The sequence below is a fragment of the Lentzea alba genome (assembly GCF_011067745.1).
Taxonomy (GTDB): Bacteria; Actinomycetota; Actinomycetes; order Mycobacteriales; family Pseudonocardiaceae; genus Lentzea; species Lentzea alba.
In genome coordinates this window covers 797,911-814,166 of record NZ_JAAMPJ010000001.1, presented here as the reverse complement: position 1 = coordinate 814,166, position 16,256 = coordinate 797,911, and the positions used below count along the sequence as shown (strand labels likewise).

The 16,256-nt window shown below is 68.2% G+C and carries 14 protein-coding genes; 10 read left to right on the top strand and 4 right to left on the bottom strand.

The annotated features are described in order from the left end of the window. Positions 1-113: 113 nt before the first annotated feature. Both G7043_RS03865 and G7043_RS03860 read left to right on the top strand, forming a co-directional pair. Entirely contained in the window at positions 114-866 is a 753-nt protein-coding gene (locus G7043_RS03865) for an RNA polymerase sigma factor (protein WP_166043892.1), read from the top strand. 387 nt (positions 867-1,253) lie between these two features. Continuing rightward, positions 1,254-1,898: a hypothetical protein gene (locus G7043_RS03860; RefSeq protein WP_166043890.1), complete on the top strand. Its 645-nt coding sequence runs from the start codon at positions 1,254-1,256 to the stop codon at positions 1,896-1,898. 1 nt (position 1,899) lies between these two features. Here the strand turns inward: G7043_RS03860 and G7043_RS03855 are convergent, their stop codons facing one another. From G7043_RS03855 to G7043_RS03840, 4 genes are all read right to left on the bottom strand, one after another. Next, on the bottom strand, positions 1,900-2,526 hold the full coding sequence (locus tag G7043_RS03855) for a hypothetical protein (protein ID WP_166043888.1): 627 nt from the start codon (positions 2,524-2,526) through the stop codon (positions 1,900-1,902). Positions 2,527-2,635: 109 nt separating this feature from the next. Next, positions 2,636-3,229: an arsenate reductase/protein-tyrosine-phosphatase family protein gene (locus G7043_RS03850; protein WP_166043887.1), complete on the bottom strand. Its 594-nt coding sequence runs from the start codon at positions 3,227-3,229 to the stop codon at positions 2,636-2,638. Further along, complete coding sequence (locus G7043_RS03845) at positions 3,226-3,876, bottom strand: LCP family protein (protein ID WP_166043885.1); 651 nt, start codon at positions 3,874-3,876, stop codon at positions 3,226-3,228. The genes G7043_RS03850 and G7043_RS03845 overlap by 4 nt, the downstream gene beginning before the upstream one ends. Positions 3,877-4,031: 155 nt before the next feature. Continuing rightward, positions 4,032-5,420 (bottom strand): polysaccharide biosynthesis tyrosine autokinase, encoded by a 1,389-nt coding sequence (locus tag G7043_RS03840; RefSeq protein WP_166043883.1) that lies wholly within the window; start codon positions 5,418-5,420, stop codon positions 4,032-4,034. A gap of 254 nt (positions 5,421-5,674) precedes the next feature. Here G7043_RS03840 and G7043_RS03835 point away from each other — a divergent pair, with 254 nt between their 5' ends. The 8 genes from G7043_RS03835 to G7043_RS03800 all read left to right on the top strand — a co-directional run bounded on the left by G7043_RS03835 (position 5,675) and on the right by G7043_RS03800 (position 16,254). Beyond that, on the top strand, positions 5,675-7,420 hold the full coding sequence (locus tag G7043_RS03835; RefSeq protein ID WP_166043881.1) for a nucleoside-diphosphate sugar epimerase/dehydratase: 1,746 nt from the start codon (positions 5,675-5,677) through the stop codon (positions 7,418-7,420). Further along, a complete protein-coding gene (locus G7043_RS03830; RefSeq protein WP_166043879.1) occupies positions 7,417-8,367 on the top strand; it encodes an NAD-dependent epimerase/dehydratase family protein in 951 nt (316 codons plus the stop codon). The genes G7043_RS03835 and G7043_RS03830 overlap by 4 nt, the downstream gene beginning before the upstream one ends. After that, positions 8,364-9,638 carry a nucleotide sugar dehydrogenase gene (locus G7043_RS03825; RefSeq protein WP_166043877.1) on the top strand — a complete coding sequence of 425 codons (1,275 nt, stop codon included), beginning with the start codon at positions 8,364-8,366 and terminating at the stop codon, positions 9,636-9,638. Before G7043_RS03830 ends, G7043_RS03825 begins: the two co-directional genes overlap by 4 nt. Next, the gene (locus G7043_RS03820) at positions 9,635-11,968 is read left to right on the top strand and encodes a glycosyltransferase family 4 protein (protein ID WP_166043875.1); all 2,334 of its coding nucleotides are present in this window, start codon (positions 9,635-9,637) and stop codon (positions 11,966-11,968) included. Before G7043_RS03825 ends, G7043_RS03820 begins: the two co-directional genes overlap by 4 nt. Then, positions 11,965-13,059, top strand: a complete 1,095-nt coding sequence (locus tag G7043_RS03815; protein ID WP_166043873.1) for a glycosyltransferase — start codon at positions 11,965-11,967, stop codon at positions 13,057-13,059. The genes G7043_RS03820 and G7043_RS03815 overlap by 4 nt, the downstream gene beginning before the upstream one ends. Positions 13,060-13,157: 98 nt before the next feature. Next, complete coding sequence (wzy, locus tag G7043_RS03810; protein ID WP_166043871.1) at positions 13,158-14,486, top strand: O-antigen polysaccharide polymerase Wzy; 1,329 nt, start codon at positions 13,158-13,160, stop codon at positions 14,484-14,486. After that, positions 14,483-15,685, top strand: a complete 1,203-nt coding sequence (locus G7043_RS03805; RefSeq protein WP_166043869.1) for a DegT/DnrJ/EryC1/StrS family aminotransferase — start codon at positions 14,483-14,485, stop codon at positions 15,683-15,685. The genes wzy and G7043_RS03805 overlap by 4 nt, the downstream gene beginning before the upstream one ends. After that, positions 15,682-16,254 carry a sugar transferase gene (locus G7043_RS03800; RefSeq protein ID WP_166043867.1) on the top strand — a complete coding sequence of 191 codons (573 nt, stop codon included), beginning with the start codon at positions 15,682-15,684 and terminating at the stop codon, positions 16,252-16,254. The genes G7043_RS03805 and G7043_RS03800 overlap by 4 nt, the downstream gene beginning before the upstream one ends. The last annotated feature ends 2 nt before the right edge of the window (positions 16,255-16,256 follow it).

Here is a 16,256-nt window from a genome sequence, read left to right as displayed (position 1 = left end):
GCGAGAAGTTCGCCGTTCCGGAGAGTTGCCTTCCGTGAGTGAACTGCTCGCTGTAGCTTTGCCACTCACAGGTGGGGTGACGGAGAGGGAATCGGAAACCTGAGGCAGGTGAAATGACTGACGAAGTCGACGACATCGACTCCGGTCTCGTGCAGGCAGCTCGTGGCGGGGACCGGGAGGTTTTCGTCCAGCTCTACCGCAGGAATTTCGCGGATGCGTACGGACTCGCGTGCAAACTCCTCGGCACCTCACAAGGTGCCGACGATCTCGTTTCCGACGCATTTGTCAAGGTGTTCAACCGGATTGTCGCCGGCGGCGGTCCGACGGAGATGTTCCGCGCTTACCTGCTGACCACGGTTCGCACCACGTTCTACAAGCAGTTGGCGCGCGACCGGATGGTCGACCGGCGCGTGGAGGTCACCGAGCTCCTGCTGCCGACCGAGGAGAGCGATCCCGTCGCTGAAGGGCTGGACGCCCAGCTCGCGAGCAAGGCTCTCGACAGCCTGCCCGTGCGGTGGCGGACCGTGCTGGTGCTGCTCGAGCTGGAGCGGCTCAGCACGTCGGCGGCGGCGGACGTGCTCGGCATGCGTCCGAACGCGGTGGCCGCGTTGGCTTTCCGTGCCCGTGAAGGGCTTCGGCTCGCCTACGTGCAGATGCATGTGAAGGCCGCTGCCGAGGAAACCTGTCGTGAGGCGGTTGACAACCTGGCCGCGCTGTTGTCCGGGCACAAGAGTCGAGGCGTGCGGCAGCGGGTGCGCGACCATCTGGCGCTCTGCGACAACTGCACGGGCGCCGCGCGCGAGGTCACCGATCTACTGGCCCAGCTCGGCCGCACGGTGCCTCCGGACGACCGGCTGGTGGCCTGATCTTCAAGAGTTCCGCAGAGGCCGAGCATTCGACATATCGCGCGGTGTGCCCGACTGTCGCTCGAACGGGTTAACGCACATCAGTGTCGAAGTGCGTTCTCGCGGGATCCGACCAGAAATTCATTGACGATCTGTCACCGCAGTTTGACCTAGTGGGTCCAATGTTACGCTTTGATGCATAGTTTCCTCCTGCTGAGGTGGGCAACCGCTGCGGACCGTAGTCTTTGCGTGGCTCCACGGCGGTTACTCAGGTAGGGGGCGAGACACATCTTGGTTAATGGGCTGCGCTTGCAGGAGGTCGTCGATCTCATGCAGGAAGCTGCATTGGTTTGGGCGCCGATTCAGCGCGAGGGCGATCTGCCCGATGTTGTGGATTATCGCGTGAAAATGAGCAACAAGCCCGCGATCGACGTTCTGGGGGTCGATCAGGTCGTCGGTCTGACGCTCGGGCAACTGGTGCCGGAAGACACCGCAGTGCTGCTGCGCAGGCTGTTCGCGCAGGCGTCCCGGTCCGGCGAACCCGTCGAGCACGTTGCGGCAGCGCCTGATCCGCTCACAGATCTTGCGCGGACCCACAGCGTGTCCGTCCGCATCACACATGTGGACGAGTCCGTGTTGTGCACCTGGTTGCCGGGTTGGCTGACCGACGCCGGTGCGGGCGAGCGCCGACCGGTCACTGGCGACGGTTGTTCGTCAGCGGACCGGCTCGAGTTCGCGGACGCCGTCGATGCCGTGGCGGATGCCGGGTTCGGGGTGTTCTCTCTCAATCTCATGAGCGGCAGGCTGATCGTGTCGAGCGGGCTGCACCGGATCTTCGGTGAGGGGTCGGACGTTCAGTCCGGTCTCGAGTCGGCGGTAGCGGGGGCGGGCGAGTGGCACGCGCTGCTGCGGCGCGGAGAGCCGATGGACGTCGAGGTGCGACTGGCCCCGGAGCACGGTGGCCACCGGATCCGGGTCGTCGGCCGGATGGCGTGCGCGCCCGACGGTCTCCCGGCGGTCGTGCGGGGGAGCTGTTGCGTGCTGGAGTCATGAGCTAACCGGGCGCTTGTTCGCCTGTCAGCTCCGGCGAGCACCGCGGGCACCAAGGAGAGCCGGCGTGGTGGTTGCGCAGCCGCAACCACTGGTCGAGTTCCGCCTCGGTGATCCGCCTGCTCACCCGTGTCTCCTCCCACAGTTCGGCCATGATCCGATCCAGGTCTCCGTCCAGCGGGCCGTGCCACGCCGCGTAGGCGTGCAGATCCGCCCCGGGATGGCCGGGGCCTCGAGCCGGTGGCGCGGCCGCGCAGTCCCACCTGTGCACCGTGCCGGCTTCGAGCAGGTACGGGTGCGTTCCCGGCGTGATGCTCCGTTGATGCAGCAGCCATTGCTCGTGCGCGTCCCGGTGGCGGCGGAGCGCCTCCTGGTAAGCGGGGGCGGCGAGGTCGCACCAATAGCAGCAGCCGCTGTTCCACCTGGACACCTGCTGCACCAGTTCAGCGGCACGCTCGGGGCTGATCTCGCCGTCGGCGACCCGGTCGAGCAGCCACCGCACGGCCGAGGCGTCGAGCAGCCACCGCTCCGTGCCATCGGCCACCTGCCCGGTCTGCAGCGCCCACACCTGCGTCACGCACTGGCGACCGCCCACCTCCAAGGTCAGTGACAGTGGTACCACGGTGGCCACATGTGCTCCTCGGAAAAGACGGCGCGCCGCCTGCTGGTGATCAGTAATTGCGTATCGTCGGCGAGGCGGCTCGCGCAACGCGAGAACTGCCGCCGTTCGGGCGGATTGTTCACGCGTCGAACATCGCGGTGAGCACCTCACTCAGCGCGGCGCCGATCATGTCCGTGCTCTGGTGATGCGCCCCGCGTGCCCGGCCGTACGGATCGGGCACGGTGTCGTCGGTCTTGTTGACCCACGAGACATGGCCTCGGCGCAGTGCGGCGGTCGAGACCGCCGCTCGTGCGCGGAGCACGGGGTCGTCACCGGTGCGGCGGAGCGACACGGGTGCCAGCAGGCGGGCGAACTCTCTCAGGCAGAAAGTCGAGTGCAGCAGCGGCGGGTGCGTGGAGACGACCTCCGCGCGGTGTTCGCGATCCGCCGTCAGCACCAGATCGGCCGCGGCCAGGGTGATCCGGTCGAGATTGCGAGCGATGTGCGTCTCGCCGGCCAGCCGCTCCATGCCCCATCTGGGCAGCTGGTCGCGGGTCAGCGAGTGCATCGTCGCTCCGGTCATGGCTTGAGTTCCCGCGCTCGTGACGACGAAGCGCGTGACCTGATCGCTCGGCAGCCGCTGTGCGAGCAGGTGCCGGGTCAGCAACTCGGCGAAGGGTGAGCGGCAGACGTTGCCGGTGCACACGAACAAGATGCGGAAACTCTTCCTCATTGCGGCGTGCTTTCGAGGTAGCGCGTGATCTGGTTCTGTCGCAACGCCTCCCACAGCTGGCCGGCACGTGCGCCGTCCGAGATCGGCGCCGTCACGAACGTGACGGCGGAGGGGTCCAACTCCCTCAGCCTGAAGGCGAGGGACTGCAGCGCACTCATGGTGAGGATGTCGTCGAACTGGACATACCTGCTCACCGTGCCGGCGAAGTCGTGTGCGCGGCTGGGGCTGCTCAGCACCCCGCTCGAAACGATCGTGGAGATCAGTGCTCGCAGCGCCTCCTGTTGCCGTTCGGCAGGATCGGCGACGCTGGGATCGACCCGGTCGATTCCGCCCACCACCTGCGCCATCGCCCTGAAGCCGGTGAGATCGGTCGTCGCGAAGTGGTCCACCCGAATCCCGGTGAGCGTCTCCACGGTGTGAACCATCAGCGAGGGTCCGCCGAACGCGGACACCGAGCTCATCTTGGCCACGCCGTGTCCCGGAACCGGGACCCAGCTGTCAGGTGGGATCGACACGACGGTCGCCGCTTTGTTGTCTGACGACAGCCGCACGAGCATGATCACTTGGCTGCGGTCGGAGTGCGGAGCGGGATCGTTGCTCGCCAGCAGAAACGTGATGCCGTCCGTCCACTTGGGTGGACGCCGCACTTCGTCGAGTGAAGCGAAGACCGATGGCAGCTGGTGCATCTTTCGCCCTTCGTGACTGACGACCGGGCACAGTCCGCTGACTGTCAGGCACAGCGCGAACGCCGATACCACGGCAAGTCGGGTGTTTCTCGTCCGGTGCGCCGGCTCGGAGACGGTCATGGTCGGTACTCCCGGTGGGCATGGGTTCGCGGCAGAGGCGCGGTTTCCGGCTCGTCAGCGCGGCGGTACTGGTAGGCCTCGCAGAGACGAGTCCTCGGTGTCATCGTCATGACCGTGCCGAGCAGTCGTGCCGACACGGCTTCGAGGGCCTTCACGGATTCCTCGACCTGTTGCTTCGTCGTCCTGCCGTGCCGCACGGCCAGGACCGCTCCGTCGCATCGGCTCGCCAGGATCGCGGCGTCGGTCACGGGCAGGAGGGGCGGCGTGTCCACGAGCACGACGTCGAAGCGGGACGCCAGCAGCTCGAGCAGGTCCACGACGTACCGCGAGGCGAGCAGCTCGCTGGGATTCGGCGGGGTCTGGCCGCTCGCGAGCACGGTCATGCCCCGGCGGCCGCACGGCTGCAGTGCTTCCTCGAGCGACGCGTGCCCGATCAGCACGCTGGTCAGGCCGACGGCGGACTCCAGGCCCAGGTAGTCGCCGATGCGGGACGCGCGGAAGTCGGCGTCGACCACCGCCACCGTCTTCCCGGCTTCGGCGAGGGTGACGGCGAGATCGCAGGTCAGCGTCGACTTGCCCTCGCCGGGCATGGAACTCGTGATGACGACCGTGCGAGCGGGGTGGTCGACATCGACGAACTGGAGATTGGTCCGGATCCGCCGCAGCGACTCCGCGCGTGCCGACGAGGCGTGCGGATACGTGATCACCGGACGGGCTGCCGCGCCGGGATCGAAGGCGACGGTGCCCAGCGACGGTGCGGCCAGCAGGCCCTGGAGCATCTCCACCGACCGGACCGACGTGTCGAGCGCGTTGCGCGCGACCGCCGCACCGACACCGGCGGCGAGCCCGAGCAGCACACCGAGGACGCCGTTGCTCACCGGACGGGGAGACACGGGCGTGGTCGGCAGCCTCGCGGGTTCGACCACCTTCACCGCGACAGGGGGCTGACCACCGCCGGTCGGCTTTTCCAGCTCAGCGACGAGCCCGCTGAACGCCTCGGCCGCCGCGTCGGCCAGGTGCTGTGCCCGGCTCGGCGACGGATCGGTGGCGGTGATCGTCAGCAGCACCGTGCCCGGCTGGACGTCGGCTCGGATCGAGTCCGGTCCCGGCACGAGCCCTCGACGTTCGACGTCCTGACGGATGCGACCGCTGGTGACCAGCCGCGTGTACGACTTCACCTTCTGCTGTGACATGAGGCTGCCCTGGTAAGCCTGGGCCGCGTCGCCGTTCACGTCCTGCGCCGAGACGAACAGCGTCACCTCCGCCTCGTAGTCAGGGGTGACGGTCCAGGTGGCCGCCGCCGCGGCGCCGGCGCCGAGTGCGAGGCCCGCTGTGACGATCCGCCAGCGTTCGCGGACCAGCTGGAGATAGCCGCGCAGAGACACGGGTTCCCTTCAACGTTGGATCAGTATTTGCCGGGGGCGAGTGCTGAATTGTGCCAAGAGTTTCGGGTCGTGCAAGTGAGCAACACTTTTGGGTAGTCGGGAGTAATGGATCACTTGCTCGGCGGTCTGGCCAGATCGAGTGTTGGTGCGCGAAGGTTGGAATGAGGTGTTATCCAGTGCCCTCGACTGGTCGGGGATATCGGCTTCTGCTGTGGGGAATCGATTCCACCGCGTGGTTCGTCGCAATGGCGGCGGTGACTTGGTTCCGATACGCGTTGGAAGCAACTGGCGTCGAGGGCACGCGGTTTGCTCAGTTCGCACTGATCGTTCTCGTCGTTGCTGCCGTGGTCGCGCTGGCGGCGCGCCTTTACAGCGGGCGTTATCCCGTGGGCAGTCTCGAGGAGGCGGTGCGGCTGGCATGGGTCGCCGTCATCACCGGTGTGCTCGCCGTGCTCGTCGACCTGTGCTGGGCGGCTCCGCCCGTGCCCCGGTCCGTGCCTCTGACGTCCGCGTTCGTGGCGTTGTTCCTGACTTGGGCCGGGCGCTGCACGCTCCGGTGGAGTCATGAACGTTGGGCGACAACGGAACGGGCCTCCGCCCGGCGGGTGGTCGTCCTGGGCGCGGGTGTCACCGGGGAACAACTGATCCGGTCGATGCTGAGCGACCCGGCGAGCGGCTACCTCCCCGTCGCGCTCGTCGACGACGACCCGGCGAAGCAGTCGCTGCGCATCCGCGGGGTTCCGGTGAGCGGCGCCAGCAAGGACGTGGTGGCGGTTGCCTCGCGCACGAGCGCGACGCTGATCGTCGTCGCGCTGCGCGAACCTGATCCCGTTGTGCTGCACGAGATGTCCGAGATCGCGCATCAGGCGGGTCTTGGCTTGCAGGTGCTGCCGTCGCTGAGCGAGGTGCTCGGCTCCCAGGTCGGTGTCGCGGATCTCCGCGAACTCGACCTCGCCGAGCTGCTCGGCAGGCAACAGGTCCACACCTGCCCCGACATGGCGGTTGAGCACCTCGCAGGCAAGCGAGTCCTGGTCACCGGCGCCGGCGGGTCCGTCGGATCGGAACTGTGCCGTCAGATTCACCAGTTCGGTCCCGCCCAGCTGTTCATGCTCGATCGTGACGAGTCGGCGTTGCACGCCGTGCAGTTGTCGATCTACGGCGAGGCGATGCTCGACTCGCCGGACATCGTGCTGGCCGACATCCGAGACTCCGAGGCCGTACGGGCCGTCATCGCGCACTGCCAACCGGACGTGGTCTTCCACGCCGCGGCGCTCAAGCACCTCACCGCCCTCGAGCAGTACCCGCTCGAAGCGTGGAAGACGAACGTGATGGGGACGTACTACGTGCTCGAGGCCTCCCTGGCGGCGGGCGTGAGCACGTTCGTCAACATCTCCACGGACAAGGCGGCGAACCCGAAGAGCGTGCTCGGCAGCTCCAAGCGCGTCGCTGAGCGGCTCACGGCCAACGCTGCGACGCGTTCCGACGGCAAGTTCCTGTCCGTGCGGTTCGGCAACGTCTTCGGCAGCCGGGGTTCGGTGCTCAACACCTTCACCGAGCAGCTCGCGCAGGGGCGTCCGATCACCGTGACGCACCCCGAGGCGAGTCGCTTCTTCATGACCATCCCGGAAGCGGTGCAGCTCGTACTGCAGGCAACGTCGATCGGCCGCTCCGGAGAGGCCCTGCTGCTCGACATGGGCGAGCAGCTGCGGATCGCCGACGTCGCCCGCCAGCTGATGGAGATCTCCGGCAGATCCGCGCCGATCGTCTACACCGGACTGCGCGAGGGCGAGAAGCTGCACGAGGAACTGTTCGGAGCAGGAGAGCTCGACCAACGCCCATCGCATCCGTCCATCTCGCAGGTCTCCGTGCCGCCGCTCGATCCGGCCTATCTGCTGTCGCTCGCCGTGGACTACGGCGAGATCGAAGCGATGACGGAGTGCGCGACCGGAACCGTTCCGGTGCAGCGCACCGCCCACAGCGACGAGAGCGTGACGTTGTGAAGGTCGTCGTCACCGGTGGTGCGGGGTTCATCGGCGCCAATCTCTGCCGCGAGCTCGTGCACAGGGAGGTCGACGTGGTCGTGCTGGACGACCTCAGCACCGGCAAGCGGAGCAATCTCGACGGGGTTGACGTCGAGTTGTGCGTGCGCTCCGTGCTCGACCGCGACGCGCTGAAGGACGCGTGCAAGGGTGCCGACTCGGTGGTGCACCTCGCAGCCGTTCCATCCGTGTCGCGTTCGTTGCTGGATCCCCGGCGCAGTCACGACGTCAACGTGACGGGAACGCTGGAGGTCCTGGAGGCGGCCAGGACCGCCGGTGCGCACGTCGTCATCGCCTCGTCCAGCTCCGTGTACGGGCGCAACCCGGTGTTGCCGAAGTCCGAGGAGATGCCGTGCTGGCCGATCAGCCCGTACGGCTCCGGCAAGCTCGCCGCGGAGTCGTACGCCCTGTCGTTCCAGCACTGCTTCGACCTGCCGTGCGCGGTGTTCCGCTTCTTCAACGTGTTCGGACCGCTTCAGCGTCCCGCGCATCCGTACGCCGCTGTCGTGCCGTCGTTCGTCTGGGCGGCACTGCGACGAGAACCGCTCGTGGTGTTCGGTGACGGGAAGCAGAGCCGGGATTTCACGTTCGTCGGATCGGTCGTGGACGTGCTGGCCGACTGCGTCATGCGCACCGTCAGCTGTGCAGGCCCGGTCAACCTCGCTTTCGGCACGCGGACCAGCCTCAACGACCTGATCGGCAAGCTGTCGGCGTTGCTGGGTCGCGAACTCGACGTCCTGCACCGTTCTGCGCGCAACGGTGACGTACGGCACTCACAAGCGTCCGGGACCACGTTGCGTGGGCTTTTCCCGTCAGTGCAACCAGTTTCGCTGGAGGTCGCCCTGCGCAAAACCGTCGAGTGGATGGAGCGTCTGGTCACCTCGGAGATCTCGAGGTCGACCGCATGATCGCTACGTGCGGCAAGGACAAGCTCGTGATCATCGGGCAGGGATACGTGGGCTTGCCGATCGCGATGCGGGCCGTCACGACCGGCTTCTCGGTCGTCGGGATCGATCTCGACGCCAGCCGTGTCTCGTCGTTGCGGGAAGCGCGGTCCTACGTGGACGACGTTTCAGACGGTGAGCTCGCCATGGCGCTGGAGAGCGGATGTTATCGTCCATCCCAGTCCTATGTGGACGCTGCTGGTTTCACCGCCGCGATCATCGCGGTGCCCACACCGTTGATCCGCGGAACGCCTGACCTCAGCTTCGTCGAGTCGGCCGCTGTCGCCATCGCACCGCACATCCGCCACGGCTCGCTCGTGGTCCTGGAGTCCACCACGTATCCGGGTACCACCGAGGAGCTGCTGGTTCCACTGCTGGAGCAGGGCAGCGAGCTCGTCGCCGGCGCCGACTTCGCGGTCGGTTACAGCCCGGAACGCATCGACCCCGGCAACCCCACGTGGACTTTGGCCAACACGCCCAAGGTGATCTCCGGTGTCAACCGGTCCTCGCTGCACGCCGTCGACGCACTGTACTCACGACTGGTCAACACGACCGTGGCGGTGTCGTCGACGAAGGAAGCCGAGTTCACCAAACTGCTGGAGAACACCTTCCGGCACGTCAACATCGCACTGATCAACGAGATCACCCTCTTCGCGCGTCAGCTGGGCGTCGACGTGTGGAAGGTGATCGACGCCGCGTCGACGAAGCCGTTCGGGTACATGCGTTTCACGCCGGGACCGGGGGTCGGCGGCCACTGTCTGCCGGTCGACCCCACCTATCTGTCCTGGCGGGTGAATCGCGAACTGCGCCGACCGTTCCGCTTCGTCGAGCTGGCCAACGAGATCAACGACACGATGCCGCATCACGTCGTGAAAAGGATCGTCGCGACACTCTCCCGGCGTGGTAAGGGCTTGGCGGACAGCGTGGTCATGCTGCTGGGGCTCGCGTACAAGGCCAACACCGGCGACCTCCGCGGATCACCCGCGCTGCGCATCATCGAAATGCTCGTGACGCTCGGTGCGCGGATCGAGGTGGTGGATTCCCACGTGGAGTCCCATCGTTGTCCGCCCGGCGTGAAACCGATCGAGCTGTCCGAGGACGCGCTGCGGCTCGCGGACATCGTCGTCCTGCTCGCCGACCACGACGACGTCGACTACCCGCTCGTCGAGCGGGCGGCGGATTGTGTGCTCGACACCCGGCACCGGCTCACCGCGGCGCATGTGGAGTATCTGTGACCACGAAGGAAGATGCACCCGACCGTCGGTTGCGGGTGGTGCTCGTGCTGAAGACCAACCGCGGATGCATGTGGACGACACCGCACGTCGACGCGTTGCTCGCGCGCGGGCACGAGGTCGTCGCCGTGCTGCCGCCTGGTGGGGGCCGGCTGCGCCGCGAGCTCATCGACCGGGGAGTGTCCGTTGTGGACAGCCCGTTCGACTTCCGGTTCCGCCTGTCGATCCATACGCTCGCCAGCCTGCTGAAGCTGCGCGACGTGCTGCGACGACTGGACCCGGACGTGTTGCACTACCATCTGCTCGCCTCGGCGCTCGCGGTCCGGCTCACCGGCCTCGCGACCAGGGCCGCGCGGGTGCACATGGTTCCCGGTCCCCTCTATCTGGAGTCACGGCTGATCCGGCTGCTGGAGCGGATCACCGCACGCCTCGACACCGTGACCATCTGCGGAAGCCGGTTCACCGCACGGCGCTACCGCGAGCTCGGGCGCCCGCCCGCACGGACACCCGTCGTTCCCTACGGTGTCGACACCCGCCTGTTCCGGCCGCCGAGTCCTGCCGAGCGCGTGGAAGCGCGTGCGCGGGCCGGCGCGAGTGGGGCTTTCGTCGTCATCATGGTCGCACTGGTGTACGCGCCGAAACGGTTCATCCACAAAGGACGAGGTGTCAAGGGGCACGACGTGCTTCTCAAGGCCTGGCAGAGGTTTCACGCCGATCACCCGGACAGCCACCTCCTCCTGGTCGGCGGCGGGTTCGACGAGGCGGGTGCCGAGTACCACCGGGAGCTGGCCGCCAGGTTCCGGATCGCCGAGGACCCGTCGGTGACCTGGCTGGACAGTGTCGACGACGTGCGGCCGCACTACGCGGCCGCGGATCTCAGCGTATCGCCGTCCTTGTCCGACAACCACGGCGCGGCGCTGGAGGCCGGCTCCATGGGCGTGCCCAGCGTGGTGAGCGACGCCGGTGCGCTGCCGGAGGCCGTCGACCGCGACGCGTGCTGGATCGTGCCGAAGGACGATCCCGCCGCGCTGGCCGCCGCGCTGAGTGAGGCCTACGCCGAGCACCAGGCCGGCCGGTTGACGGAACGGTCGGACGCGGTGCGCGATCGGATCGTGCGTTTCTTCGACAGCTCGCGGGCGGCGGCCGTGGTGGCCGATGTCGTCGAGGACGCCGCGGACTTCCCTGTGGCCCGTGCGCCCGGTGACCGGCTCATCAGCCTGTTCACCGAGATGAGGTTCGGATGCGGAACGGCCGCACCGGGCGGCTTCACCCGGTACCTGGACCTGGGTGACCGGTTGTGCCTGGTCGCCAGGACGACTGAACCGGACGCCGGCGAGGGGGAGGCGCTGCGACCGTTGCCGGACTACCGCGGCCCGGCGGGGTTGCTGCGCGCACTGCCCCGGCTCGTCCCGGCGATCGCTCGTGCGGTTGCGAGGGCCGAGGTGATCGTGCTGCAACAGCCCGGCGCGATCGGGTTTGTCGCCGCCGTCGTGTGCAGAGTGTTGCGCCGCAAGTATTCCGTCGAAGTCATCGGTGACGCGTTCGACGTGCTCGCCGCGGGAACGTTCGGACCGATGGGCAGAGTGGTGGCGAACGCGGCGGCCCGGCTGACGGGGTGGGTCGTGGGTGGCGCGTCGGCAGTGCTGTACGTGACCAATTTCGTGCTGCAGCGCCGCTATCCCGCTACACCCGGACGGTTCACCATCGCCCTGTCGAACGTGCGCATGCCCGAGGGGATGCTGCTCGACAAACCGCGCAAGTGGCAGCCGGGGCCGTTCTGCGTCATCGCCGTCGGCACCCACGAGCAGCTCTACAAGGGCCATGACGTCCTGTTGCGAGCGCTGCACAGGCTCGTGGAGTCGCGGTTCGACGTGCACGCCGTGCTCGTGGGTGGTGGCAGGCGACATGACGAGCTTGTGGCCGTGGCCGAATCACTCGGGATCGCCGACCGGGTCTCCTTCATCGGACCGGTGCACGACCGCCGGCTGATGACCGTGTTGCTGGATTCCGCGGACCTGTTCGCGATGCCGTCCCGTGCGGAAGGGTTGCCACGTGCGCTGATCGAGGCGATGGCTCGATCGCTGCCCGCTGTGGGCACGTCGGTGGGTGGTATCCCAGAACTGCTGGAACGCGATTGCCTGGTCGACGCTGACGACGACGGGGCACTCGCTCGCGTCATCGGCCGGCTGCTCACCGACCCGCGCGAGTGGGAGCAACAGGCACGTCGCAACCTCGAACTCGCTCGCACGTACGAGAAGACGTTGCTCGACGAACGGTTCTCGGTTTGGTTGTCGCACATTCCCGCCGCGTTGCCCGACAGGAGGATCACATGACGCAGGATCCCGTGAAGGTGGTGCACGTCCTCGGGACGCTCGACCGCGGCGGCGTGGAGACCATCGCGTTGAGAAACTGCCGCACGATTCCGGCTTCCTGCGTCAAGCAGACCTTCGTGACTCTTGGACCGCACGAGGGTCTGCTCGCCTCGCAGTTCCGCGCTGCCGGAGCCGACGTCCGCCGTTGCCCTCTCGACCCCAAGGTGACTTTTCCGGTGCGGCTGTGGAACCTGCTGTGCACCCTGCGGCCAGACGTGGTGGAGTCGCACGTGAGCCTCGTCAGCGGCCTCGTGCTCGCCGCGGCTTCGGCAGCGGGCGTGCCCGTGCGGATCGCACGCATGCGCAGCGAGGGCGACGGACGGCGCGACACCCCGGTGCGCATGCTCCAGCGAGCTCTGTTGCGGGAGATGATCTGCAACTCCGCCACCGACGTCATCGGCGTGACCAAGGCGGCACTGGCGTTCGCCGATCCGCCTCCGCACGACCGCCGGTACCGCGTCGTGCCCAACCAGGTCGACGTCAACCGCTTCAGGTTCGTCCACCGCGTGCAGAAGCCGCGTACCTGGCCGGTGCTGGGGCACATCGGTCGTGCCTCCGCGGAGAAGAACCGCGCGTTCCTGATGGAGGTGCACAGCGCGGCTCGTCGCCAGCGTCCCGACGTACGCCTGACCATCGCCGGAGCAGGTGGCGTCGAGGACCTCACGTCCGTCGCTCCGCGCGTCGCGGCGGATCCGACCGTTCACCTGCTGGGGCACACCGAGCGTCCCGAGGACGTGCTCGCCACGATCGACGTGCTGCTTCTGCCATCGCATCGGGAGGGCCTGCCCGGCGTGGTGCTCGAGGCGCTCGCCTCGGGGGTTCCGGTCCTCGCGACCGAGCTGCCCGGCCTCCAGGAACTGGCGGACCGGTTGCCCGGTCTGCACCTGCTGCCGTTGCACGTGGGGCCGGGCCTGTGGGCGTCCACGGCGCTCGCTCTCGCGAGTATCTCGGAATCCGAACGGGCGCTGATCGCCGAAGGACTTCGCGACTCCGAGTTCGCCTTGTCATCGGACGTCCAGTGGTGGCGGACGTTGTGGACCGCGTCGCGATGAGCGGTTCACGGAGGCCGGACGGTGACAAGCCGCTCGGTCTCCTCGGAAGAGGAGGCACCGCGCCGCGGCGTCGGCGGCTCGCTGATGAGGTGGGAGCGATGCACGGGCGCCGTGGCCGCTCCGAAGTGGAGCGAGGTGATGTGCCCGTGCTGCGGAACGGTGCGCTCGCCGGTGGGCAACCGGGCCGCATCGCTTTGGTGGCACTGGTGGCGGTCGTGGCGTGGTGTGTGCCGTCCGGCGGCGTGGTGTCGGCGGCCGCGATCTTCTGGGCCGCGTGGTCGCTGTGCCTCGCCGTGCTCGTGCGCGGGCATCCGCAGGGCATCTACCGTCCCGCGGCGGCCTACCTGGTGTTGTTCGGCCTGTTCCACGGCGGGCTGTTGCTGAGCGTCGCGATGCGTGGTGACTCGGTTTCCGAGGACGCGCGATGGCTCGAGGATGCGCACACGCCGCAGGCCGTGTCGCTCGCCGTGCTCGGCATGGCGGTGTACACCGCGGCCGCCGGGCTGGCCGGTCGTCGCGAGCCAGTGGCAGCCGGGCGCCGGGGTGGCTTCGTGGCCGGGGCGCTCGGGGTGGCCGTCCAGCTGGCCGGGATCGGGATCTTCGCCGTCGCACTGGTGCGCGCCGGTGGGACCGACCTCCTCTCGGGTGGTTACAACGCTTTCGTGGAGGCGAACGGAGCTGACACCGCGCTCGCGTTCGGCACCCTGTGTTCCGGGACCGGTGCGGTGCTGGCCGTGTCGGCGGGCGGTGGCGCGAGGGTCGCCGGTTGGGCCGGATTCCTGCTGTACGCGATGATTGCGCTTCCGCTCGGTACCCGGGGAGAGGTGCTCTTCCCGCTGATGGCCATGGCGGTGATCGAGGCGAGGCGGCACCGCATTCGTCCCTTGTGGACGGTTCTGGGAGCTGTCGCGGTGCTGCTGCTCGCCGGTGTGGTCCGGCAGACCCGGATCGGTGGCCTGCAGGCGCTGTCGCCGTCGTGGTGGCTGACCGCACCGCTGGACGCCATCGCGGAGATGGGCTTCTCGCTGCGTCCCGTCGTGGTCGTGCTCGGCTGGGACGAGCCCATGCGGCTCGGGGCGACCTTCGTCGCCGTGCCGGTGCGATTCCTCGAGTCGTTCCTCGGCTGGCACGGCGGCCCACCTGCCTACGACGACAGGTTGTTCAACGTCGAGATCGCGAACCGGGCCGGACAGATCGGAGGTTCCCCCGTGGCTGAGGCGTTCCACAACTTCGGCACGCTCGGTGTGGTGCTGTTCATGGCGGTGCTCGGTGCGCTGCTGGTGTGGCTGGAGCGGTGGCCTGACGCGGTGCTCGGCGTGGTGCTGTTGCCGTTGCTGGTCCAGGTGCGCAACAGCTTCGCGCCGGTCCCCGTGCAGATCGGGATCGGATTGTTGCTCGTCACCCTCGCCAGGGTGGGTGCCAGATGAGCGAGCTGGCCCTCCACGGGGGCCCGCCGGTGCGCACGACCCCGATGCCCTCGTGGCCGTACTTCGACGACGAGGACCTGGAAACGGCGGCGATGGTGCTGGCCTCCGGCAGGGTCAACTACTGGACCGGCGTTCACGGCAGGGCTTTCGAGACCGAGTTCGCCGCCGCCGTCGGCGTCGGCTATGCGGTCGCCGTCTCGAACGGCACTGTCGCGCTGGAACTGGCCCTGCGGGCCCTCGGTGTCGGTCGCGGTGACGAGGTGATCGTTCCCGCCGCCACGTTCATCGCCACCGCCAGCGCGGTGGTCGCGGTAGGGGCGTGTCCCGTGATCGTCGACGTGGACCCGGCCAGCGGGTGCCTCACCGCGAACACCGTCGCGGAGGCGATCACGGGACGCACGAGGGCGGTCATCGTCGTCCACCTCGCCGGGCATCCCGCCGACATCGACCCCGTGCTGGAACTTGCGCGCAAGCACGGCCTGCGTGTGGTGGAGGACTGCGCCCAGGCGCACGGGGCTGTCCACAGCGGACGGCCGGTCGGTGCCATCGGAGACATCGCCGCCTGGTCCTTCTGCCAGGACAAGATCCTCACCACGGCGGGTGAGGGCGGCGCGGTCACCACGTCCGACGAGTCGCTGTGGCGGCGTTGCTGGGAGATGAAGGATCACGGCAAGAACTGGGCAGCCGTGCATTCCCCGCACCCGCCCGGCTTCCGGTGGCTGCACGACAGTTTCGGCACCAACGCACGCATGACGGAGGTGCAGGCGGCGGTCGGACGCAACCACCTCCGCCGCCTCGACGGCTGGGTGTCTCAACGCAGGGCCAACGCCGCGATCCTGCTGGACGCGTTGGCCACCGAGCCGGCCGTCGAAATCTCCCTGCCGCCCGCTCGGGTGGAACACGCGTATTACAAGTTCGTCGTCCATCTGCGGCTCGAACTACTGGCGCCTGGCTGGACCAGGGACCTCGTGGTTGACGCCGTGCGCGCGGAAGGCGTTCCTTGTCTGCACGGCGGATGCAGTGAGATCTACCGCGAACGGGCGTTCGCGGCGGTGCCGGGCACACCCGAGGAACTGCCCGTCGCCGCGCGTCTCGGCCGCACCTCGCTGATGCTGCTCGTCCACCCGACGTTGTCCAAGGCCGACGTGGAGGACACCGCCGCCGCGGTCACCAAGGTCCTCCGGGTGGCCACGGCATGACTCGGCGGATGGTGGACGTCGTGATCGCGGCGATCGGGCTCGCGGTACTCGCGCCGGTGCTCGCGGTGGTGGCCGCGCTGGTCCGCTGGCAACTCGGCGCGCCGGTGTTGTTCCGGCAACGGCGCAGTGGATTGCACGGCGCGGAGTTCTCCATCGTCAAGTTCCGCACCATGCGGCCTCCGCAATGGTCAGGGCAGTCCGATCGGGAGCGTGAGACCGAGCTGGGCGCGGTGCTGCGCCGCACGAGTCTGGACGAACTGCCGCAGCTGGTGAACGTCCTGCGCGGTGAGATGAGCATCATCGGTCCTCGGCCGACTCTGCCGGAACAGACCCGTCACTACAGCCCGCGCCAGCGAGAGCGGCTCTCGGTCCGGCCAGGCCTCACCGGATGGGCCCAGGTGTCCGGGCGCAACGCCTTGAGCTGGCCAGAACGCATCGAACTCGACCTGTGGTACCTGGAGAACCGAAGCGCCCGGCTCGATTTGTTGATCATCCTGCGCACGATCGCCCAGGTGCTGCGGCCGTGCGGAATCACGGGAGCCGGCGGGGTCAACGCCGGGTTTCCCTGAGC